Source organism: Streptomyces sp. NPDC058751, from assembly GCF_042746485.1.
Lineage (GTDB): Bacteria > Actinomycetota > Actinomycetes > Streptomycetales > Streptomycetaceae > Streptomyces.
In genome coordinates this window covers 45,962-67,489 of sequence record NZ_JBHYPZ010000046.1, presented here as the reverse complement: position 1 = coordinate 67,489, position 21,528 = coordinate 45,962, and the positions used below count along the sequence as shown (strand labels likewise).

General features: G+C 70.9%; 19 protein-coding genes. 11 read left to right on the top strand and 8 right to left on the bottom strand.

The genetic code is table 11. From position 1 onward, the window contains the following. Nucleotides 1-18: 18 nt before the first annotated feature. Nucleotides 19-1,425, bottom strand: a complete 1,407-nt coding sequence (locus ACFW6B_RS33280) for a family 2B encapsulin nanocompartment shell protein (protein WP_386602036.1) — start codon at nucleotides 1,423-1,425, stop codon at nucleotides 19-21. Between the two features lie 260 nt (nucleotides 1,426-1,685). Here ACFW6B_RS33280 and ACFW6B_RS33275 point away from each other — a divergent pair, with 260 nt between their 5' ends. Both ACFW6B_RS33275 and ACFW6B_RS33270 read left to right on the top strand, forming a co-directional pair. Further along, nucleotides 1,686-2,276, top strand: coding sequence for an N-acetylmuramoyl-L-alanine amidase (locus ACFW6B_RS33275; protein WP_386602033.1), 591 nt, complete (start codon nucleotides 1,686-1,688; stop codon nucleotides 2,274-2,276). Nucleotides 2,277-2,775: 499 nt separating this feature from the next. Continuing rightward, the gene (locus ACFW6B_RS33270) at nucleotides 2,776-3,666 is read left to right on the top strand and encodes a 1-aminocyclopropane-1-carboxylate deaminase/D-cysteine desulfhydrase (RefSeq protein WP_386602083.1); all 891 of its coding nucleotides are present in this window, start codon (nucleotides 2,776-2,778) and stop codon (nucleotides 3,664-3,666) included. Here ACFW6B_RS33270 and ACFW6B_RS33265 read toward each other — a convergent pair. After that, on the bottom strand, nucleotides 3,648-5,243 hold the full coding sequence (locus ACFW6B_RS33265; protein ID WP_386602031.1) for a Na+/H+ antiporter: 1,596 nt from the start codon (nucleotides 5,241-5,243) through the stop codon (nucleotides 3,648-3,650). The two genes, ACFW6B_RS33270 and ACFW6B_RS33265, sit on opposite strands and share 19 nt — an antisense overlap. A gap of 93 nt (nucleotides 5,244-5,336) precedes the next feature. Here ACFW6B_RS33265 and ACFW6B_RS33260 point away from each other — a divergent pair, with 93 nt between their 5' ends. The 3 genes from ACFW6B_RS33260 (at nucleotide 5,337) to ACFW6B_RS33250 (ending at nucleotide 7,440) form a co-directional block, all read left to right on the top strand. Continuing rightward, complete coding sequence (locus ACFW6B_RS33260) at nucleotides 5,337-5,597, top strand: UBP-type zinc finger domain-containing protein (protein WP_386602029.1); 261 nt, start codon at nucleotides 5,337-5,339, stop codon at nucleotides 5,595-5,597. A 284-nt stretch (nucleotides 5,598-5,881) separates the two neighbouring features. After that, entirely contained in the window at nucleotides 5,882-6,295 is a 414-nt protein-coding gene (locus ACFW6B_RS33255; protein WP_386602027.1) for an anti-sigma regulatory factor, read from the top strand. Next, nucleotides 6,292-7,440 carry an RNA polymerase sigma factor SigF gene (locus tag ACFW6B_RS33250; protein WP_386602025.1) on the top strand — a complete coding sequence of 383 codons (1,149 nt, stop codon included), beginning with the start codon at nucleotides 6,292-6,294 and terminating at the stop codon, nucleotides 7,438-7,440. The genes ACFW6B_RS33255 and ACFW6B_RS33250 overlap by 4 nt, the downstream gene beginning before the upstream one ends. A 6-nt stretch (nucleotides 7,441-7,446) precedes the next feature. On the opposite strand, the gene ACFW6B_RS33245 is transcribed toward ACFW6B_RS33250, so the two are convergent. Further along, nucleotides 7,447-7,890: a hypothetical protein gene (locus ACFW6B_RS33245; protein WP_386602023.1), complete on the bottom strand. Its 444-nt coding sequence runs from the start codon at nucleotides 7,888-7,890 to the stop codon at nucleotides 7,447-7,449. A 171-nt stretch (nucleotides 7,891-8,061) separates the two neighbouring features. Between ACFW6B_RS33245 and ACFW6B_RS33240 the strand changes: the two genes are divergently transcribed. Both ACFW6B_RS33240 and ACFW6B_RS33235 read left to right on the top strand, forming a co-directional pair. Further along, the gene (locus ACFW6B_RS33240; protein ID WP_386602021.1) at nucleotides 8,062-9,030 is read left to right on the top strand and encodes a diacylglycerol/lipid kinase family protein; all 969 of its coding nucleotides are present in this window, start codon (nucleotides 8,062-8,064) and stop codon (nucleotides 9,028-9,030) included. 318 nt (nucleotides 9,031-9,348) lie between these two features. Next, nucleotides 9,349-9,606 (top strand): WhiB family transcriptional regulator, encoded by a 258-nt coding sequence (locus tag ACFW6B_RS33235; protein ID WP_006380970.1) that lies wholly within the window; start codon nucleotides 9,349-9,351, stop codon nucleotides 9,604-9,606. Between the two features lie 247 nt (nucleotides 9,607-9,853). Here ACFW6B_RS33235 and ACFW6B_RS33230 read toward each other — a convergent pair whose 3' ends face one another. Then, a complete protein-coding gene (locus ACFW6B_RS33230; RefSeq protein WP_151472840.1) occupies nucleotides 9,854-11,329 on the bottom strand; it encodes a PAS domain-containing sensor histidine kinase in 1,476 nt (491 codons plus the stop codon). Between the two features lie 543 nt (nucleotides 11,330-11,872). Between ACFW6B_RS33230 and nagB the strand changes: the two genes are divergently transcribed. Next, nucleotides 11,873-12,658 (top strand): glucosamine-6-phosphate deaminase, encoded by a 786-nt coding sequence (gene nagB / locus ACFW6B_RS33225; protein ID WP_386602018.1) that lies wholly within the window; start codon nucleotides 11,873-11,875, stop codon nucleotides 12,656-12,658. Nucleotides 12,659-13,159: 501 nt separating this feature from the next. On the opposite strand, the gene ACFW6B_RS33220 is transcribed toward nagB, so the two are convergent. The 4 genes from ACFW6B_RS33220 to ACFW6B_RS33205 all read right to left on the bottom strand — a co-directional run bounded on the left by ACFW6B_RS33220 (nucleotide 13,160) and on the right by ACFW6B_RS33205 (nucleotide 18,245). Beyond that, on the bottom strand, nucleotides 13,160-14,950 hold the full coding sequence (locus ACFW6B_RS33220; protein ID WP_386602016.1) for a glycoside hydrolase family 3 protein: 1,791 nt from the start codon (nucleotides 14,948-14,950) through the stop codon (nucleotides 13,160-13,162). An 8-nt stretch (nucleotides 14,951-14,958) separates the two neighbouring features. Then, nucleotides 14,959-15,834 carry a carbohydrate ABC transporter permease gene (locus tag ACFW6B_RS33215; RefSeq protein ID WP_386602014.1) on the bottom strand — a complete coding sequence of 292 codons (876 nt, stop codon included), beginning with the start codon at nucleotides 15,832-15,834 and terminating at the stop codon, nucleotides 14,959-14,961. After that, nucleotides 15,831-16,817, bottom strand: coding sequence for a carbohydrate ABC transporter permease (locus ACFW6B_RS33210; protein ID WP_386602012.1), 987 nt, complete (start codon nucleotides 16,815-16,817; stop codon nucleotides 15,831-15,833). The genes ACFW6B_RS33215 and ACFW6B_RS33210 overlap by 4 nt, the downstream gene beginning before the upstream one ends. A 144-nt stretch (nucleotides 16,818-16,961) precedes the next feature. Beyond that, entirely contained in the window at nucleotides 16,962-18,245 is a 1,284-nt protein-coding gene (locus tag ACFW6B_RS33205) for an extracellular solute-binding protein (RefSeq protein ID WP_386602010.1), read from the bottom strand. A gap of 437 nt (nucleotides 18,246-18,682) precedes the next feature. On the opposite strand from ACFW6B_RS33205, the gene ACFW6B_RS33200 reads away from it, so the two are divergent. The 3 genes from ACFW6B_RS33200 (at nucleotide 18,683) to mctP (ending at nucleotide 21,479) form a co-directional block, all read left to right on the top strand. Continuing rightward, entirely contained in the window at nucleotides 18,683-19,447 is a 765-nt protein-coding gene (locus ACFW6B_RS33200; RefSeq protein WP_351552819.1) for a GntR family transcriptional regulator, read from the top strand. 161 nt (nucleotides 19,448-19,608) lie between these two features. Beyond that, entirely contained in the window at nucleotides 19,609-19,872 is a 264-nt protein-coding gene (locus ACFW6B_RS33195) for a DUF3311 domain-containing protein (protein ID WP_386602008.1), read from the top strand. Further along, complete coding sequence (gene mctP / locus ACFW6B_RS33190) at nucleotides 19,869-21,479, top strand: monocarboxylate uptake permease MctP (RefSeq protein ID WP_386602006.1); 1,611 nt, start codon at nucleotides 19,869-19,871, stop codon at nucleotides 21,477-21,479. The genes ACFW6B_RS33195 and mctP overlap by 4 nt, the downstream gene beginning before the upstream one ends. The last annotated feature ends 49 nt before the right edge of the window (nucleotides 21,480-21,528 follow it).

Sequence of the window (21,528 nt, the reverse complement as noted above, 5' to 3'; positions counted from 1 at the left end):
CCTGCCGTGTCCTGGTCGTCACCGCCAGCGCCCGATCTCGACGTTCTCCAGGATGCCGAGCGCGTCCGGCACCAGCACCGCGGCGGAGTAGTAGGCCGTCACCAGGTAGGAGATGATCGCCTGTTCGTTGATGCCCATGAAGCGCACCGAAAGGCTCGGCTCGATCTCGTCCGGGATGCCCGCCTGCTGGAGCCCGATCACTCCCTGTTCGGCCTCGCCGGTACGCATGGCGATGATCGAGGTCGTACGGGCGTCGCTGACCGGGATCTTGTTGCACGGGAAGATCGGCACCCCGCGCCAGGTCGGGATGCGGTTGCCGGCCATCTCGATGGTCTCGGGGACGAGCCCGCGCTTGTTCAGTTCACGGCCGAACGCGGCGATCGCGCGTGGATGGGCGAGGAACAGCTTGGTGCCGCGGCGGCGGCTGAGCAGCTCGTCCATGTCGTCCGGGCCCGGCACGCCGTCGTGCGGCTGGAGCCGCTGGTCGTACTCGCAGTTGTTGAGCAGGCCGAACTCGCGGTTGTTGATGAGCTCGTGCTCCTGACGTTCCTTCAACGCCTCCACGGTGAGCCGCAACTGCTGCTCGGTCTGGTTCATCGGCTGGTTGTAGAGGTCGGCCACACGGCTGTGCAGCCGCAGGACGGTCTGGGCGATGCTCAGTTCGTACTCGCGCGGGGACGCCTCGTAGTCCACGAAGGTGCCCGGGATGTCCTGCTCTCCGGTGTGGCCGGCCGAGAGGTCGATCTCCTTCTCGCCGTACTTGTTGGTGCGCTGCGAGGGAATCGCGCGCAGCTCCTGAAGGTGTCCGCCCAGGGACTCGGAGCGCTCCGCCACCTGTTCGAGGTCCCGGCGGGGCAGCACGAGCGCGGTCACCGCCGTCACCGCGCGGGCCGTGTACTCCCAGATGGCCTCCGGGTCGATGAGGGCCTGCTCGCCGAAGTACGCGCCGTCGGCGAGGACGCCGAGCACGGCGTCGTCCCCGTAGGGGCCGGTGCCGATCTTCTCGACCTTGCCGTGCGCCAGGAGGAACACCTCCTCGGCCCGGCTGCCGAAGGAGGCCAGCACGTCCCCCGGGGCGAACTCCCGCTGCTGGCACCGCTGGGCGAGCTCCCCCAGCACGTCCTGGTCCTCGTACGACCGCAGCACGGACAGCTCCCCGAGCTCCGCGGGGATGACCTGGACGCGGTCTCCGGTCTTGACGAACGTCACGCGGCCGTCGCCCACGGAGTAGCTGAGCCGCCGGTTCACGCGGTACGTGCCACCCTGCACGTTCACCCACGGAAGCATGCGCAGCAGCCACCGCGAGCTGATCTCCTGCATCTGCGGAGCGGACTTGGTGGTGGTGGCCAGGTTCCGCGCGGCTGATGTGCCGAGACTCTGCTGCGGACGGCTCTGCTCCGCGCGGACCTCTTCGCCTACCGACATGAAAATTGCCCTCCCGGTCGTGCACTGATCTTCGCGGCCAAGCCTTTCATCACGGAGCGTGCTGATGCCATTACACAAACGAGGGGGAATGGATCACTCCGCGGCTGGGCAGGGAGGGCCGTTCCGCCCTCCGGCGGGGCTGACCGGATCGGCTCGCACGCTGTACGAACGGCTGGTTCCGGCCACCCGGCCGGTTATAGAAGCTCCGGTACCAGACGGCCGCGGCAGGGCGGCCGGCGTACAGCGCGAAGGAGTCGGCCATGGCATCGCCCATGTCCGCGGGCAGGTTCCTGGACCGGATCAGGGACGAAGGCGTCCGCGTCGTCGAGGTCGGCGACTGGGAGCACCACAACCGCAACCACAAGGGCCCGTGGGGCCCGGTGCACGGGGTGATGATCCACCACACGGTGACCTCGGGCAGCGCGTTCACGGTCGGGCTGTGCCGCGAGGGCCACGACGCCCTGCCCGGTCCGCTGTGCCACGGGGTCATCACCAAGGACGGCGTCGTGCACCTGGTCGGCTACGGCCGCGCCAACCACGCGGGTCTCGGCGACGACGACGTGCTGCGCGCGGTGATCGCCGAGAGGGCGCTGCCGCACGACAACGAGGCGAACACCGACGGCAACCGCCACTTCTACGGCTTCGAGTGCGAGAACCTCGGCGACGGCGAGGACCCGTGGCCCGAGGTGCAGCTCGACGCCATCGCCAAGGTCTCCGCCGCGATCTGCCGGTTCCACGGCTGGACGGAGCGCTCGGTCATCGGCCACCTGGAGTGGCAGCCGGGGAAGGTGGACCCGCGGGGCTTCACCATGAGCTCCCTGCGGGCACGCGTCCGCGAGCTGCTGAAGTGAGCTGAGAACCCGGGGACCAGGGCGGAGGGCCGCCCCCGAGGACTGGCGTCCGGCCACCCGGCCCCACGCCCGGCACAGGCACCGGCCGCCTCGGGGTCTCCGTGTCCGGCCGCCTCGGGGTCTCCGTGTCCGGCCGCCTCGGGGTCTCCGTGTCCGGCAGGTCGCGGGCCCCACGCCGGGGCCGGGCGTCCGGCCGCCTCCGGGACAGGCCGCCCGGCCGCTTCCGGGACCTGCGTCCGGCCGGCCCCCGGCCTCCGCGGCCGGCAGGCGTCGCGGGCCCCGCGTCGGGGACGGGGGCCGCCCCCGACCCCCGCGCCCCGCCCCTCCCGGACAGGTGTCCGACAATGGAGGCGTGACCAGCCCCGACGTCCCGGACCGTGCCGTTCCCGGCGCCCCGGACCACTCCACCGCGGCCACCCCCGGTCCCGCCCCCGGGGACTCCCGCGCCCCGGGCGGCCGGCCCGGCCCCGTCGGCCCCCCGCCACGGCTTCCGTCGCCGCTGTCGGAGACCGCGGACGAGCGGTTCGCGCGGCACGGGGTCCGGCTGGTGCTGAAGCGGGACGACCTGATCCACCCGGAGCTGATCGGCAACAAGTGGCGCAAGCTGACGCCGAACCTCGAAGCGGCGGCGGGCCGCACGCTGGTCACCTTCGGCGGGGCGTACTCGAACCACCTGCGCGCCACCGCCGCCGCGGGCCGTCTGCTGGGCCTGCCCACCCTGGGCGTGGTCCGCGGCCAGGAGCTGGCCGACCGCCCGCTCAACCCCTCACTGGCCCGCTGTGCCGCCGACGGCATGCGCCTGCACTTCGTCGACAGGTCGACATACCGGCACAAGACGGACCCCGGGACGCTGGCCGGGATCCTGCGCGCCACGGGCACCGAGGACGCGTACGTGGTGCCCGAGGGCGGCAGCAACGCCCTCGCCGTACGCGGCTGCCGGGCGCTCGGCGAGGAACTGCGCGACGCGGACGGCGTCGACGTGGCCGCCCTCGCCTGCGGCACCGGCGGCACCCTCGCCGGGACGGCCGCGGGACTCGCCCCCCGTCAGCGCGCGCTGGGCATCCCCGTCCTGCGCGGCGGCTTCCTCGACGCCGACACGGCGGCCCTCCAGACCGCCGCGTTCGGCGCCCGGCGCGGGAACTGGTCCCTCGACGACCGCTTCCACTTCGGCGGCTACGCCCGCACCACCGCCGAACTCGACTCCTTCGCCGAGGACTTCGAGCAGCGGCACGCCCTGCCCGTCGAACGTCTCTATGTCGCCAAGATGCTCTACGGACTTGTCGTCCTCGCCGGGGAGGGCGCGTTCCCGCGCGGCACGACGGTGGCGGCGGTGATCACCGGAGCCCCCTTCCCCGCCGCGGCCGACGGCCCTCAGGCGGCTTCCCGGTAGGCCGCCGCCTCCTCCAGGTCGAGCCGGCGCAGCAGCGTGCGCAGCATCTCGTCGTCGATGTAGCGGTGGTCGCGCAGCTTGACGAAGACGTCGCGCTCGGTGCTGATCATCTCGCGGGACAGCCGGCGGTAGGTGTCGTCCGCCGTCTCGCCGGTGACCGGGTTGACCGCGCCGAGCCGCTCCCAGACGGCGTTGCGGCGCCGCTCCATGACCGTGCGCAGACGCTCGGCGAGCGGCGGCGGCAGGGCGTTGCGCTCGTCGGCGAGGAGTTCGTCGAGGTGCTCCTCGGCGGCGCGGGAGGCCTGCGCCTGGGCGTTGGCCTCGGCGAGGGTCTCGGCCTGCGGGTCGCGTCCGGGCAGTTTCAGCAGCCGGATGATCGGGGGCAGGGTCAGGCCCTGGACGACCAGGGTGCCGATGACGGTGGTGAAGGTCAGGAACAGGATCAGGTTGCGGCCGGGGAACGCCTCGCCGCCGTGCACGGTGAGCGGGATCGAGAAGGCGATGGCGAGCGAGACGACGCCGCGCATGCCGGCCCAGCCGATGACGAACGGCCCCTTCCAGGTGGGGTTGTCCTCGCGTTCGCGGATGCGCGCCGACAGCAGGCGCGGCAGGAAGGTGGCGGGGTACACCCACACGAAGCGGGTCACGACGACGACGAGGAAGAGGACGAGCGCGTACCAGGCGGCGGTCGTCCCCTCGTAGGCGCCGAGGCCCTTGAGGACGACCGGCAGCTGGAGTCCGATCAGCGCGAAGACCGCGGACTCCAGGACGAACGCGACCATCTTCCACACCGCCTCCTCCTGGAGCCGGGTCGCGAAGTCCACCTCCCAGGAGCGGTGCCCGACGTAGAGCGCGACGACGACCACGGCGAGCACCCCGGAGGCGTGGAACTGCTCGGCGATGCCGTAGGCGACGAAGGGGATCAGCAGGGAGAGGGTGTTCTGCAGGAGCGCTTCGTTCATGTGGGTGCGCAGCCAGTGGATGGGGATCATCAGCACGAGTCCGACGGCCACCCCGCCGACCGACGCGACCAGGAACTCGCCGATGCCGTCCGCCCAGGTCGCGCCCTCGCCGACCGCCGCGGCGAGCGCCACCTTGTAGGCGGTGATCGCGGTCGCGTCGTTCACCAGGGACTCGCCCTGGAGGATGGTGGTGATCCGCGAGGGCAGGCCCACCCGGCGCGCCACGGCCGTCGCGGCCACCGCGTCCGGCGGCGCGACCACCGCGCCGAGGACGAGCGCCGCGGGCAGCGGCAGGCCCGGCACGAGCAGATAGGCGGCCCAGCCGACCACGAGGGTCGCGAAGAGGACGTAGCCGACCGACAGCAGGGCGACGGGTCTCAGCTGGGCCCTCAGGTCCAGGTAGGAGCTGTCGGTGGCCGCCGTGTACAGCAGTGGGGGCAGCACGAGCGGGAGCACGACGTCCGGGTCCAGTTCGTACGCGGGCACCCCGGGGACGTACGAGACCAGCAGGGCCACGGCGACGATCAGCAGGGGTGCCGGGACGGGGGTGCGGCGGGCGGCCCCGGCGACCGCCGCGCTCCCCGCGACCAGCAACAGCAGTGGCAACACGTCCATCGTCTTCCGCCCGCCCTCGTTCTCCGCGCGGTCTCCCGCGCGCGCCCGACAATTCCGCGCGGTGTCCCGCACGCCCGACGTAACCTGGCAATCATGAAACAGTGCACGCACACCGACGCGCTGCCGCGGCCCGAGCCCGTCCCCGGGAGCGAGACCTGTCTGGAGTGCGTGGCCGCCGGTACCCACCCGGTGCAGCTGCGGCTGTGCCTGGAGTGCGGACATCTCGCCTGTTGCGACTCCTCGCCGCTGCGGCACGCCTCGGAGCACCACAACGCCACGGGACATCCGATCATGCGCACGTTCGAGCAGGGGGAGAACTGGCGTTGGTGTTTCGTGGACCACGTACTCGTCTGAGCCGTGGATCACGTACGTGCGTGACTCACGATCCGGACGGTTCGAGGGTCTGACGTCTGGGTACGTCAACCCGGCGCGCGCTGTTCCTATTTGGGGCCGCAGACCCCTAGCCACTGTCCGTACTCATGGGCTTACTATGAGTGACAGCAAGGGGCGGGGTCCCCAGGACAGGAAAGTCGGGAGCGCGGTAGCGTCACCGCAGAACGACGTAGCGCGTTACCCCGGGGGGCGACCCTCGGCCCCCGAAAGAGCTCGAATGAGCTTGTACCACCATGGAGGTGAGGGTGTCCCAGATCGCAGGCGAGCCCGCGACGAAGGACTTCGTGGAAGTCCGGCTGCCGGCCGCGGGTGCCTACCTGTCGGTACTGCGCACGGCCACGGCCGGGCTGGCGGCCCGTTTGGACTTCACCCTCGACGAGATCGAGGACCTGCGCATCGCGGTGGACGAGGCCTGCGCGATCCTGCTGCAGCAGGCCGTCCCCGGTTCGGTGCTCAGCTGTGTCTTCCGGCTGATCGACGACTCACTGGAGGTCACCGTCTCGGCGCCGACCACCGACGGTCACGCTCCGTCACGTGACACCTTCGCGTGGACGGTCCTGTCGGCACTCGCGGGCAAGGTCGACTCCTCCGTCGCCGAGGACAGGACCGTGTCGATCAGCCTCTGCAAACAACGCGGCGCGGGACCCGGGCCGGCGTGAGGAACGGGGACGGGCCGGTGCGGGACGATGAGCGCGGCACACGGGAGCCTCCCGCGGAGCGCGCCGACGGTCCGGACGGACCGCGGCACACGGCGGAGGGCGTCGACGGCATCCCCGAACAGGCCCGGCCGCATCCGGAGATCGGCGTCTCCTCGGCAGTAGCGGCGCAGCCGGGAACCCTCCCCGTCCGGGGAGGTCCCCCCGGTTCGAGCGCGGCCGAGGACACGGGGGAAGAGCCTCGAGCTCGGGAAATGGTGACGGGCGGGACTATGAGCGAGCACGAGCGAAACGCGGAACAGGACGCGCAGGGCGCGCAGGGTGCGCAGCACGAGCGGAACACCGAGCAGGGCGCGCAGCACGAGCCGAACGACCGGCACGTCCAGCACGACCCGCAGGACCGCAGCGGGGCGCGGGCGATGTTCGTCGAGCTGCGCAAGCTGCAGGACGGCAGCACCGAGTACGCGGAGCTGCGCAACCAGCTCGTCCGCATGCACCTGCCGCTCGTCGAGCACCTGGCCCGCCGCTTCCGCAACCGAGGCGAGCCGCTGGACGACCTGACCCAGGTCGCGACGATCGGGCTGATCAAGTCGGTCGACCGGTTCGACCCGGAGCGGGGTGTCGAGTTCTCGACGTACGCGACCCCGACGGTGGTCGGCGAGATCAAGCGGCACTTCCGCGACAAGGGATGGGCGGTGCGCGTCCCACGCCGTCTGCAGGAGCTGCGCCTCGCGCTGACCACGGCGACCGCGGAGCTCTCCCAGCTGCACGGCCGCTCCCCGACGGTCCACGAGCTGGCCGAGAAGCTGGCCATCTCGGAGGAGGAGGTCCTGGAGGGCCTGGAGTCCGCCAACGCGTACTCCACGCTGTCCCTGGACGTCCCCGACACGGACGACGAGTCCCCGGCGGTCGCGGACACCCTGGGCGCCGAGGACGAGGCGCTGGAGGGCGTCGAGTACCGCGAGTCGCTGAAGCCGCTGCTGGAGGACCTGCCCCCGCGGGAGAAGCGGATCCTGCTCCTTCGCTTCTTCGGCAACATGACGCAGTCGCAGATCGCGCAGGAGGTCGGCATCTCGCAGATGCACGTCTCGCGGCTGCTGGCCCGCACGCTGGCCCAGCTCCGGGAGAAGCTCCTCGTCGAGGAGTGAGCCCCGCTACTTCTCGTCGCCGCCGGGCCCTCGGATTCCGAGGGCCCGCGTCGTTTCCGGGTTCGCGAGCAGCACCAGGGCCGTCAGCGCGACCACCGCGAGGGCGATGCCGGCGGGGATGGCGACGCTGTCGGCCTGGAGGAGGGTGTAGGCGACGGGCAGTGCCAGGACCTGGGTGACGAGGGCCGGGCCCCGGCTCCAGGAGCGGCGCAGCAGCAGTCCGCGGGCGGCGAGCAACGGCAGCAGCGCGAGCGCGATCAGCGTGATGCCGCCGGTGACGGCCTGCCGCCGGCTGTCGGGATCGCCGGTGAGACCGAGGACGAGGACGCAGACGCCGCCCGCCACGAGGGCGGTCCCCTCCAGCGCGGCCAGCGCCGCCGCGGCGGTCAGCCGTCCGGGGCGGGGGTCGGAGTGGAGGGCGTCGGGTGTGGGATTCTGCTCACGGCTCACCCCCGAAGAGTAGCCGTCGCTCCCGGGCGCCCGGCTGCCCCGGGGCCAGGAACCCCACCGGTCACGGGCGTCGCGCCGGGCCGATTCCGCACACCGGCGCCACCTGCGGACTCTTACCGGATCCCCACCTCGGTCTGGGACGAGTACCACCCAGTAAGTAAGCTGCATCGCATGCGTGCACTTCTCGTGGTCAATCCGGCGGCAACCACCACCAGTGCGCGTACGCGTGACGTGCTGATCCATGCACTGGCCAGCGAGATGAAACTCGAAGCGGTCATGACCGAGTACCGCGGGCACGCCAGGGACCTCGGCCGGCAGGCCGCGGACAGCGACGACATAGACCTGGTCGTGGCCCTCGGCGGGGACGGCACGGTCAACGAGGTCGTGAACGGTCTGCTGCACCGGGGCCCCGACCCCGATCGCCTTCCGGGCTTCGCCGTGGTGCCCGGCGGCTCCACCAACGTCTTCGCCCGCGCCCTGGGCCTGCCGAACGACGCCGTGGAGGCGACCGGCGCCCTGCTGGACGCGCTGCGCGAGGAGCGCGAGCGCACGGTCGGCCTCGGGCTGGCCGCGGGCACGCCCGGCACCGAGGACGAGTCCGTCCCCTCCCGTTGGTTCACCTTCTGCGCGGGCCTCGGCTTCGACGCGGGGGTCGTGGGCCGGGTCGAACAGCAGCGCGAACGGGGTCGGCGCTCCACGCACGCGCTGTATCTCCGCCAGGTGCTGCGGCAGTTTCTGGACGATCCCCACCGCCGGCACGGAATGATCACGCTGGAGCGCCCCGGCGCCGACCCGGTCACCGATCTCGTCCTGTCGATCATCTGCAACACCTCGCCGTGGACGTTTCTCGGCAATCGTCCGGTGTACGCGGCACCTAAGGCCTCGTTCGATACCGGACTCGACGTACTCGGACTCAGCCGCATGTCGACGCCGGCGGTCGCCCGGTATGCCACCCAGTTGCTCACTTCGTCCCCCGAGCGTGGACCCCAGGGCAAGCATGCCGTCACTCTGCATGACCTGGCGGACTTCACCTTGCATTCGAAGGTGCCGCTCCCCCTTCAGATGGACGGCGACCATCTGGGACTGCGTACGAGCGTGACGTTCACAGGCGTACGCCGTGCACTGCGTGTGATTGTGTGAGCGGAAGGGCCCAAACTCCTTTCACTCGAACGTTTAGGCCACGGTCCACCCCATGGAAGTACGGCTGTGACTCAGTGCATACCGAGGAATCAAAAAAAACTTTCCGGAAGGGGTTGTATCCGCCGCCGAGGTTTGCGAGTCTCTACGTGGCGCTCGGGACGGCCCGCAACATCGGCCCCACAGAGCACCGGAACCCCTCCTCAATTCCAAGGACCACACCAGCCCGTCTGGTTGTCGGCCCTTCACTTGTCGAGGGATTCGTGAAAGCGTTCACATTCACAAGCAACGTGCATGTAATACCAAGGAGAGGTAGCAGCCATGGACTGGCGTCACAACGCCGTTTGCCGCGAGGAAGACCCCGAGCTCTTCTTCCCCATCGGCAACACCGGTCCTGCGCTGCTGCAGATCGAGGAAGCCAAGGCCGTCTGCCGCCGCTGCCCCGTCATGGAGCAGTGCCTGCAGTGGGCGCTCGAGTCCGGCCAGGACTCCGGCGTCTGGGGTGGCCTCAGCGAGGACGAGCGCCGCGCAATGAAGCGCCGTGCCGCCCGCAACCGAGCTCGTCAGGCCACCGCCTGACGTTCCGCCCCGCACGAGCCTGAGCTTGGCGGCGCGTACAGCGAGTACGCAACTCCCGCCCCCGAGCCGCAGCGCGCAGTACCCCGATGCGCTTGATGCAACGAGCTTTCAGCCCCGGACCACCTGTGGTCCGGGGCTCATTGCTGTTCGCGTCCGGAACCTGTCACTGTGAGTGACGGGGTCCCGGGGGTGCCTGCCGCCCCCGCGCGGGCCGCTCGCGCGGCCCCGCGCACCGGGTGCGGGCCGGTCACTTGGACACGACCACCGGGATGTCCAGGAGCACCTGGGTGCCGCGCTCCGGAGCGGCCACCATGTCGAAGCTGCCGCCCAACTCGCCCTCCACCAGCGTCCGTACGATCTGCAGGCCGAGGTTGCCCGAGCGGTGCGGGTCGAAGCCCTCGGGCAGTCCGACCCCGTCGTCCTGCACGGTGACCAGCAGCCGGGCGTCCCTGGAGGTGCCGCCGCGCACCGCGGAGACCTCGACGGTTCCCCGGTCGCCCTCGCGGAAGCCGTGCTCCAGCGCGTTCTGCAGGACCTCGGTGAGCACCATGGACAGCGGGGTCGCGACCTCGGCGTCCAGGATGCCGAAGCGTCCGGTGCGCCGGCCGGTGACCTTGCCGGGCGAGATCTCGGCGACCATGGCGAGCACCCGGTCGGCGATCTCGTCGAACTCCACCCGCTCGTCCAGGTTCTGGGAGAGCGTCTCGTGCACGATCGCGATCGAACCGACCCGGCGGACGGCCTCCTCCAGGGCCTCGCGGCCCCGGTCCGACTCGATGCGGCGGGCCTGCAGCCGCAGCAGGGCCGCCACCGTCTGGAGGTTGTTCTTCACCCGGTGGTGGATCTCCCGGATGGTGGCGTCCTTGGTGATCAGTTCGCGCTCGCGGCGGCGCAGTTCGGTGACGTCGCGGAGCAGGACCAGGGAACCGACGCGCGTGCCCTTGGGCTTGAGCGGGATCGCCCGGAGCTGGATCACCCCGTCGGCGCTCTCGATCTCGAACTCGCGGGGCGCCCAGCCGCTGGCGACCTTCGACAGGGCCTCGTCCACCGGGCCCCGGGAGGGGGCGAGTTCGGCGGTCGTGGTGCCGAGGTTGTGGCCCACCAGGTCGGAGGCCAGACCGATGCGGTGGTACGCCGAGAGCGCGTTCGGCGAGGCGTACTGGACGATGCCGTCCGCGTCGAGGCGGATCAGTCCGTCGCCGACCCGGGGCGAGGCGTCCATGTCGACCTGCTGGTCGGGGAACGGGAAGGTCCCCGCCGCGATCATCTGCGCGAGGTCCGACGCGCTCTGCAGATACGTCAGTTCGAGGCGGCTCGGGGTGCGCACGGTGAGCAGGTTGGTGTTGCGCGCGATGACACCGAGGACACGGCCCTCACGTCGTACGGGGATGGACTCGACCCGGACCGGCACCTCCTCGCGCCACTCGGGATCGCCCTCGCGCACGATCCGGCCCTCGTCGAGCGCCGCGTCCAGCAGAGGGCGGCGGCCGCGCGGGACCAGGTGTCCGACCATGTCGTCCTGGTACGAGGTGGGGCCGGTGTTGGGGCGCATCTGGGCGACCGAGACGTAACGGGTGCCGTCGCGCGTGGGGACCCACAGGACGAGGTCGGCGAAGGAGAGGTCGGAGAGCAGCTGCCACTCCGAGACCAGCAGATGCAGCCACTCGAGATCGGAGTCGTCGAGGGCTGTGTGCTGGCGTACGAGGTCGTTCATGGAGGGCACGTGTGCGAGCGTACCCGGAGGATCCGACAGGTCCCGAAATGGGCCGCGCGTCCGGGGCTCCGGGAGCGCCGCACGGCCCCGGAAACACCCGCGGGCCGCGGCGCCTGGGAGGGACCCTCAGCCCTCCCGGCACCGCAGCCCGGAGCAACAACGGCCGTGGGGTGTGCGGTCCCGGTCGGCCGAAGGGAGGAGCCGGTGCCGTCAGGGCAGAGAGCGCCGGTTCCTCGATCCGTCTTCCTGTGCGGGGAAGACGGAGGCATGTAGCAGTTTCTCAGAGCATTGTGGACTAGACCATAGTGCCGCGTCCATGAGTCGGCGGCCGCGTCGGAGCCGCGTCCGCACCGCGGGGACCCTACGGTTGTCGTCCACCGTCCGCCATCCAACACCAGGAGCCGCCCTCAGGCTATCCCGCTCCGGCCCCCGGTACGGGACGGCCACCGGGGCGACGGAAGGGCAACTCTGCTAGATTGGTCTATACCACATGCGTCCCCCTTCGGATTCGGGCACGTTCCTGAGTCCCCTCTCCAGATCGGCAGGCCCAGCGTGGAAGTTGTCATCGTCCCGGACGCCGAGGCGGGCGGCGAGCTGATCGCCGAGGCCATGGCTGAACTGCTCAGGCGCAAGCCCGACGCGCTCCTCGGCGTGGCCACCGGCTCGACGCCGCTGCCCATCTACGCGGCACTGGCGGCCCGGGTGGGTTCCGGCGCCGTGGACGCCTCGGGCGCGCGCATCGCCCAGCTCGACGAGTACGTGGGGCTGCCGGCCGAGCACCCCGAGTCCTACCGCTCCGTCCTGCGGCGCGAGGTGCTGGAGCCGCTGGGCATCGGCATGGACGCCTTCATGGGGCCCGACGGCACGGCGGCGGACGTCCAGGCCGCGTGCGAGGAGTACGACAGGGCGCTGGCGGCGGCCGGCGGGGTCGACCTCCAGCTGCTGGGCATCGGCACGGACGGGCACATCGGGTTCAACGAGCCCTGCTCCTCCCTCGCCTCGCGGACCCGCATCAAGACGCTGACCGAGCAGACCCGGGTGGACAACGCCCGGTTCTTCGACGGCGACATCGAGCAGGTGCCGCACCACGTCATCACCCAGGGCATCGGCACGATCCTGGAGGCACGGCACCTGGTGCTGCTCGCGACCGGCGAGGGCAAGGCGGACGCCGTGGCGGCGACGGTCGAGGGGCCGGTCTCGGCGATCTGCCCGGCGTCGGCGCTGCAGCTGCACCCGCACGCGACGGTGGTCGTCGACGACGCCGCCGCGTCCAAGCTGAAGCTCGGGGACTACTTCCGGCAGACCTTCGCCGCCAAGCCGGACTGGCAGGGCATCTAGGAACGGCGGCCCCGGCGCGCCGCGCCACGGAGACAGACCGGTGCCGGGCACCCCCGAGGGGGTGCCCGGCACCGGCACGTGATGCCCCGGGCCAGACCCCAGAAGCCCGGGACCGGGACCGGGACCGGGCCCGGGGGCCGGGACCGGGCCCGGGGCCGAGGTCCGGAAGCCGGGACCGGCACTTGGACCGAGGACCGGAGACCGCCAGGAGACCAGGGCCCTGAAGCCAGGGGCCGGGGGGCCAGGACCCGGAGGCCGAAGGCCAAGGCCCGGAAGCCGGAGCCCGGGCCCGGGGCCGGAAAGCGGAGGCCGGGGCTCGGGGCTCGGAAGGCAGGGGCAGGGACCTTGGCCCAGGGACCGTGGTCCGGGGGCCGGGGACCGGGTCCGGGGGCCGGGTCCGGGGGCCGGGGACCGGGACCGGGACCGGGGCCGGGGACCGGGGCCGGGGACCGGTGCCCCGGGGCTCCGGGGGTCAGGCCCGGAGGCCCGGGGGCCGGTGTACTACGCGCCCGCGATGACCTCCGCCGCCGCCAGGCCGCACACCCGCGCCGCGCCGTGGGTGGCGATGTGCAGCGCGCCCCGGGGCGCCGACTGGGGGACGCCCATCTCGACCACGACGGTGTCGGGACGGGAGGCGAGCATGGTGTCGAGCGCCGCCGCCATCCAGGGGTGGCGGTGTTCGTCGCGGACCACCGCGACGAGGGGCCGCCCGGCCGCGGCCGCGAGCGCGGAGGAGCCCGCGTCATCGCCGGTGAAGCTGCCGGTCTCGGTGCCGGGGAGCAACCGGGCCAGCTCGGCCGCCACGCCCCAGGGGGTCTCGTCGCCGACGGCGATGTTCGCGACCGGGGTGAGCGCGGCGACGTAGGGGGCCTCGGTGAGCGGGGCGCAGGACGCGGAGCGGGTCACGGTCAGCGCGCGCCGGGCGGCGACCAGGCCCACGGGGGCGGACCCGGCCGCCGTACCGCGACCCCCACCGCCCGAACCGCCCGCCGTGTCCGCGCCACTCGCACCGCCCGAACCGCCCGCGGTGTCCGCGCCACTCGCACCGTCCGGGCCGTCCGCGGTGCCCGCATCCTCCGTCCCGGCTGTACCGTTCACACTGCCGGTGACACCCGTACCACCCGCACCGTTCACGTCATCCGCATCGCCCGCACCACCCGTACCGCCCGCAGCGTTCGAGCCGTTCGAGCCGTTCAAGCCATTCGCGGAAGAGACGACCGCCGGTCCGGGGACGGCCGGGGACGCCTTCCGGGCCGAGGAGGCGGCCGCGGTCCACTCGGCCAGCGCCCGCACCCGGTTCGCCGCGTCCGCGAGGCGTTCCTCGGGAAGCTCACCGGACCGGACGGCGGCGACCAGTGCGTCGCGCAGCCGGCGCACGGTGTCGTCGTCCGCCAGTCCGCCGCCGACGCAGATGGCGTCCGCGCCGGCCGCGATGGCCAGCACGCTGCCCCGTTCGATGCCGTACGTCGCCGCGATGGCCTGCATCTCCATGCCGTCGGTGACGATGAGGCCGTCGTAGCCGAGTTCCTCGCGCAGCAGGCCCGTGAGGACGCGGCGGGAGAGGGTGGCCGGGCGGTCCGGGTCCAGGGCCGGGACGAGGATGTGCGCGCTCATCACGGCACGGCTGCCCGCGGCGATGGCGGCCCGGAAGGGGACGAGCTCGCGGGAGTGGAGGACCGAGAGGTCCGCGTCGATGCGCGGCAGGGCGTGGTGGGAGTCCACCGCGGTGTCCCCGTGGCCCGGGAAGTGCTTGGTGCAGGCGGCGACGCCGGCGGCCTGGAGACCGGTGACGTAGGCGGCCGTGTGCCGTGCCACCAGGTCGGTGTCGGCGCCGAAGGACCGTACGCCGATGACCGGGTTGGCCGGGTTCGAGTTCACGTCGGCGGAGGGCGCCCAGTTGAGGTTCACCCCGCACGCGGCCAGTCGGCGGCCCAGTTCGAGGGCGACCTCCTCGGTGAGCGCCACGTCGTCGACGGCGCCGAGCGCGTGGTTGCCCGGGAAGGACGACCCGGTGCGCACCTCCAGGCGGGTGACGTCACCGCCCTCCTCGTCGATGGCGACCAGGACGTCGTCCCGTTCGGCGCGCAGCTGGGCCGTCAGGGCGGCCAGCTGCTCGGGCGAGGCGATGTTGCGGCCGAACAGGCCGACGGAGGCGAGACCCTCGCCGAGCCGGCGGAGCAGCCAGTCCGGAGCCGTGGTGCCGGTGAAACCGGGCTGGAGCACGGTGAGGGCGTCGCGCGTCAGGCCGTCCCGCGCGTTGGACGCGGTGGTACCGCTGGCGAATGTCGTCATCGGTGGCGTTATCCCTTCACGGCGCCCGCGGTCAGACCCGCGGCCATCTTGCGCTGGACGAGGAGGAACAGGACGACGATCGGCACGGCCATCATCGTGGCTCCGGCCATCATCGGGGCGTACTCGGTGCCGTGCTTGGTGGTGAAGTTGCCCAGCCAGACGGTGGCGGTCTGGTTCTGCTGGCTCAGCAGCATCAGGGCGTAGAGGTATTCGTTCCAGGCCTGGATGAACGCGTAGACGGAGGTCGCGACCATGCCGGGGGCCAGCAGCGGGAAGACCACGCGGACGAAGGCACCGGTGCGGCTGCACCCGTCGACCATCGCCGCCTCCTCCAGTTCCTTCGGGATGTTGACGATGAAGCCGCGCAGGGTCCACACCGTGAAGGGGAGGATGAACGTCAGGTACGTGAGGATCAGACCGGAAAGCTTGTCGTACTGGTGCAGGTCGTTCAGCAGCAGGAAGACCGGGATGATCATGGCGACCAGCGGGACCATCTGGACCGCGAGGATGCCGACGATCACGACCTTGCGGCCGCGGAAGGCGAAGCGGGAGATGGCCAGCGCGGCCAGCATGCCGACGACGATGCCGATCACGACCACCGCGACGGACACGACCAGACTGCGGCCCACCGGGCCCCAGAAGTCGGCGATGTCCAGCGCGCGGCGGAAGTTGTCGAGCGTGAACCCGGTGGGGAACAGGCTCGGATCGGGGTCGATGGCGTCCTTGGCCGGCTTGACCGCCGTGTTGAGCATCCAGTAGACGGGGAAGCCCGCGGTGAGGAAGACGAACAGGCCGAGCAGGTTCCAGCCGAGCTTGGACTTGCGGGGGCCGGAGGACTTCCGCCCCGTGGCGGACGTGCGCCCGGACGTGGCGACGGAACTCATTCGACCTCTCCGATCTGCAGCATCTGACGCATGTACACGGCGACCACGCCGAGGAGCAGCAGCACGGTCAGCACGGCGATCGCCGACCCCTGCGCGTAGTCGTTGACGACGAAGGCGCGGTCGTAGGAGTACGTGGTGAGGAGCTGGAACTCCGCCTCGGGGTGGCCGCCCCGCATGACGAAGACCTGCGGGAAGACGCCCATGTCCCAGATGACGGAGAGGGTCGTCAGCATGACGATGATGGGCTTGAGGATCGGCAGGGTGACGTGCCGGAAGACGCCCCAGGAACCCGCGCCGTCGAGCCGTGCGGCCTCCTCCAGCTCGGCGGGGACCTGGGTGAGTCCCGCGCTGAGCGTGATGACCACGAAGGGCACCGCGCCCCAGACGACCAGGAGCATGATCACGCACAGGCCCTGCGTCCCGCTGGCGAACCAGTTGTGGCCGATCATGTCGACGCCGGGGAGCTTGCTGAGCAGCGCGTTGAAGACGCCGTAGTCGGAGTCGAAGAGCCACTTGAAGACGGTGGTGGCCACGATGATGGGCATGCCCCAGCTGGCCACCAGCACGATGTTGATCAGCGTCTTCACCCAGCCGGACACCCGCTGGAGGAGCAGCGCGATCAGCATGCCGGTGACCATCGTGAAGACGACGGCCCCGCCGGCGAAGAGGACGGTCCGGACGACCACGGCCCAGAACTCGTCGTCCGAGAGCACCTTCGCGAAGTTGTCGAAGCCGACCGACTCGGCCGGCTGGAAGCCCCAGAGCTGGGACTGCCCGAACTTCTGGAAGGAGAGCGTGACCAGGCGCACCAGCGGGTAGCCGAGGACCAGCGCGAGGACCAGCAGGCAGGGGGCGAGCAGGGCCCAGGGGACCGCCGCCGCGCCCGAGGTCCGCCGGGGGCGTGGTGTCTTCGCGACGGCCGGTGGTGGTGCCTGCCGCGGGGGCGGCACCTTGACGGGGGTGGTCGTGTCTGCGGCACTCATCGCGCGCTCCTCAGCGGTCCCTCAGGTCGTACGGAAGCGAAGGTCCCGTACGGCGGGGCGCCGGGGCGGGCCCCGGGCCGGGCCGTACGGGAGGCAGGGCCCCGCGCCTCCGTGACGGAGGACCGACGGGGCCCCGCGCTCAGGTCACTTGGTGTTGATGACCTTGTCGATCGCGGCGTCCGCTTCCTTCGCGGCGTCCGCGACGGACTTCTTGCCGGTGCCGATGTTCTGCAGCATGGTCTGCAGGACCTGGGCCTTCTCGACCTGGCCCCAGCCCGGCGCCATCGGGACGAACCAGCTCGACTCGGCCGCGGTGGCCGGGACGGCCGTCTTCGGGTCGCTCTGCAGCTTGACCAGGTCGGTCTTGTTGTTGGGCAGGTTGCCCTTGCCCATCAGGCCCTGCTGGCCCTTGGCGCCGGTGAACGCGTTGATCCACTCGGCGGCGACGGCCTGCGCCTTCGACTTCACCGGGACGGCGAGGTCGGAGCCGCCCAGGAAGACCGGGAGGTTCTTGCCGGACGGGCCGGGCATCACGAAGTTCTCGAGGTTGCCCTTGAGCTTGCCGGTCTTGTCGCTCTTCGGGTCCTCGGCGGTCGCGCCCTCCCAGGCGGCACCGAAGATCATGCCGGACTTGCCCTGGCCGTAGACGATGTAGCGGTCGGACTCGTCCTTGGTCTTGTCGCCGTGCATGTACTTGTCGACGACGTTCTTGAACTCGGTGAGGCCCTTGACCGACTCGGGCGAGGAGAGGGTGGCCTTCCAGGTGCCGCCCTCCTGCTTCGCGATGGAGCCGCCGGCGTCGTAGACGAAGGACATGGCCGCGTACCAGTCGCGGGTGGGCTGGTACCAGGCGCTGAACTTGGCGCCCTGCTTCTTCTGGATCTTGTCCAGAGCGGCGGTGAGCTCCTTGTACGTCTTCGGCGTGGCCTTCACCCCGGCCGAGGCGGCGAGGTCCTTGCGCCAGTTGCCGACGCGGCCACCGGCGTAGTACGGCACGCCGTAGGTCTTGCCGTCGTAGGTCACGGACTCCTTGAGGCCGTCGAGCCAGGCGGCCGAGTTCTCGAACTTCGAGGCGTCGAGGGGAGCGAAGGCGCCCTTGACCATGTAGCCGAGCATCTCGGTGTTGCCCATCTCGACCACGTCCGGCGCCTTGTCGGTGGCGAGGACGGCGTCGAGCTTGGTGTTCTTGTCCGGCCAGCCGTAGTACTCGTGCTTGATCTTGATGCCGGGGTGCTTCGCCACGATCGCCGCGTCGGCCTGCTTGACCAGCTCGGGCCAGTTGTTCTGGGCGTCGACCGTGAGCCAGACCGTCAGCTCCTTGGCGTCCGCGCCCTTGTCCGACCCCCCGGCCTTGTCCTCGTTGCCGCACGCCGCGACGGAGAAGATCATGCCCGCGATACCGATCGCGGCTATCAGCTTGCGCTTCACGCCACCCTCCTCAGGGATGCCACAAACCCCCCTGCTCCCCCGCGGTGACATACGCCGTGTACCGCCCGTGGGGCCGGGACTGGACCAATGGTGTAGACCAGTACCCGGAGCTTGGCCTAGACCTAAGGGGGTGTCAAGGGTGTGTAAGCCCGTCCAGACGGCCGTTATGGGACCTACATATGCAAGGACCTTTAAGTAGCCAAGCGGCACAAATCACGGACCTGTTCGCGGCCTGCGGAGGAACCGCCACGGCCCTCTCCGGGCCGGATCCGGGACACCGTCTGCGCACTATGGACTAGACCAACGGGTACACCAACGGTATATAGAGGGGATCACTGAGCGTGCGGGGGACACCCGCACAACGAGCCGTGCCACGATGTGAGCCGCGGCCGACGACATGGCGGTCGCTTCGGCATCCGGAGCCGGGAAGGCAGAGCATGAGCACCGACGTCAGCAGTGCGGAGAACGAGGGTGGGGCGCCCATCCGTACCGCGCGCGTGCCCAAGTACTACCGTCTCAAGAAGCACCTGCTCGACATGACGGAGACGCTCCCGCCGGGCACCCCGGTACCGCCGGAGCGGACCCTCGCCGCCGAGTTCGACACCTCGCGCACCACGGTGCGGCAGGCCCTCCAGGAGCTGGTCGTCGAGGGGCGGCTCGAACGCATCCAGGGCAAGGGCACCTTCGTCGCCAAGCCGAAGGTCTCCCAGGCGCTCCAACTGACCTCGTACACCGAGGACATGCGCGCCCAGGGCCTCGAACCGACCTCGCAGCTCCTGGACATCGGCTACATCACGGCGGACGACGCCCTCGCCGGCCTGCTCGACATCTCCGCGGGCGGGCGGGTGCTGCGGATCGAGCGGCTGCGCCTCGCGAGCGGCGAGCCCATGGCCATCGAGACGACGCACCTGTCCGCCAAGCGTTTCCCCGCCCTGCGCAGGTCGCTGGTCAAGTACACCTCTCTCTACACCGCGCTGGCCGAGGTGTACGACGTCCACCTCGCCGAGGCGGAGGAGACCATCGAGACCTCGCTGGCGACCCCGCGCGAGGCCGGACTGCTCGGCACCGACGTGGGCCTGCCCATGCTGATGCTCTCCCGCCACTCGATCGACCGGCAGGGCGAACCGGTGGAGTGGGTGCGCTCGGTGTACCGGGGCGACCGGTACAAGTTCGTCGCCCGCCTCAAGCGCCCGCAGGACTGAGCCGTACCCCGAGGGTCGCACTCCTGCCCGGGGGCGCGTGCGCCCGGGCACGAACGCTCCCCGTCCGCCGTCCCCGCAGGGGTGGTTCCCTAAAGCCGGACCGTCCCCTAGATTGCCTGCGCGCGTTACCCAGGTGATCTACGAGGGGACGGAGTCGCCCGATGTCAGACCTGCCCGAAGTGAAACCACCGGTGGTGACACCGGTTCGTGCGGTGATCGCCTTATGCCTGATCGCGCCCTTCGTGGCGATGTTGTGGGTCGGCTCCTACACGAAGACCGACCCGGCGTTCATCGGCATCCCGTTCTTCTACTGGTACCAACTGCTGTGGGTACCCCTCTCCACGCTGCTGACGGTGGTCGCGTACCAGCTCTGGCGGCGTGACCAGCGCGCCCGCGCCTCGGTGAAGGGGGGTGCGGAAGCGTGAAGGACGGTGTGAACGGCGTCGCGCTCGGCGTCTTCGTCTTCTTCTTCGTGGCCGTCACGGTCATGGGCTTCCTGGCCGCCCGCTGGCGCAGGGCCGCCGACGAGCACACCCTCGACGAATGGGGCCTGGGCGGACGGTCCTTCGGGACCTGGGTGACCTGGTTCCTGCTCGGCGGCGACCTCTACACGGCGTACACCTTCGTCGCCGTGCCCGCGGCGATCTACGCGGCGGGCGCGGCCGGCTTCTTCGCCGTGCCGTACACGATCCTGGTCTATCCGCTGATCTTCACCTTCCTGCCCCGCCTGTGGTCGGTCTCCCACAAGCACGGCTATGTGACGACCTCCGACTTCGTGCGCGGCCGCTTCGGCTCCAAGGGCCTGTCCCTGGCCGTGGCCGTCACCGGCATCCTGGCCACCATGCCGTACATCGCGCTCCAGCTCGTCGGCATCCAGGCCGTCCTGGACGTGATGGGCGTGGGCGGCGGCGACAGCACCAACTGGTTCGTCAAGGACCTGCCGCTCCTCATCGCCTTCGGCGTGCTGGCGGCGTACACCTACTCCTCGGGGCTGCGCGCGCCCGCGCTGATCGCGTTCGTGAAGGACACCCTGATCTACATCGTGATCGCGGTGGCGATCATCTACATCCCGATCAAGCTGGGCGGCTTCGACGAGATCTTCGAGGCGGCGAGCGCCAAGTACACGGCGGCGGGCGCCGGCGGGCTCGTCCCGGCCGAGGCGGGCCAGTGGACGTACGCCACGCTCGCGCTCGGTTCGGCGCTGGCGCTGTTCATGTACCCGCACTCGGTCACCGCGACGCTGTCCGGCCGCAGCCGGGAGGTGATCCGCCGCAACACCACGATCCTGCCGCTGTACTCGCTGATGCTGGGCCTGCTCGCCCTGCTCGGGTTCATGGCGATCGCGGCGGGCGTGAAGGTCACCAACGGCCAGCTCGCCATCCCCCAGCTCTTCGAGAACATGTTCCCCGACTGGTTCGCGGGCGTCGCCTTCGCCGCCATCGGCATCGGCGCGCTCGTACCGGCGGCCATCATGTCGATCGCGGCCGCGAATCTCTTCACCCGCAACATCTACAAGGACTTCATCAACCCGGCCGCGACCCCGCGCCAGGAGACCCAGGTCTCCAAGCTGGTCTCGCTGCTGGTGAAGGTGGGCGCGCTGGTCTTCGTCCTGACCATGGACAAGACCGTCGCGATCAACTTCCAGCTCCTGGGCGGCATCTGGATCCTGCAGACGTTCCCCTCACTGGTCGGCGGTCTCTTCACCCGCTGGTTCCACCGCTGGGCGCTGCTGGGCGGCTGGGCGGTCGGCATGCTCTACGGCACGATCGCCGCCTACGGGGTGGCCTCCCCGACCCAGAAGCACTTCGGCGGCAACTCGAAGGAGATTCCCGGTATCGGGGAGATCGGCTACCTCGGTCTGACCGCGTTCGTCCTGAACGTGGCCGTGACCGTCGTCCTCACCTTCGTCCTCAGGGCGTTCAAGGCCCCGGAGGGCGTGGACGAGACCTCGCCCGGCGACTACACGGCCGACGCGGGCGATCCGGGGGTCGACACCGAGCTCCCGCCGGCCACGGCGGGCGCGACCCACTAGAACGCGGGACCCGTCCCGGACGCGGGGACCTGCCCCGGAGGCGGGGTGA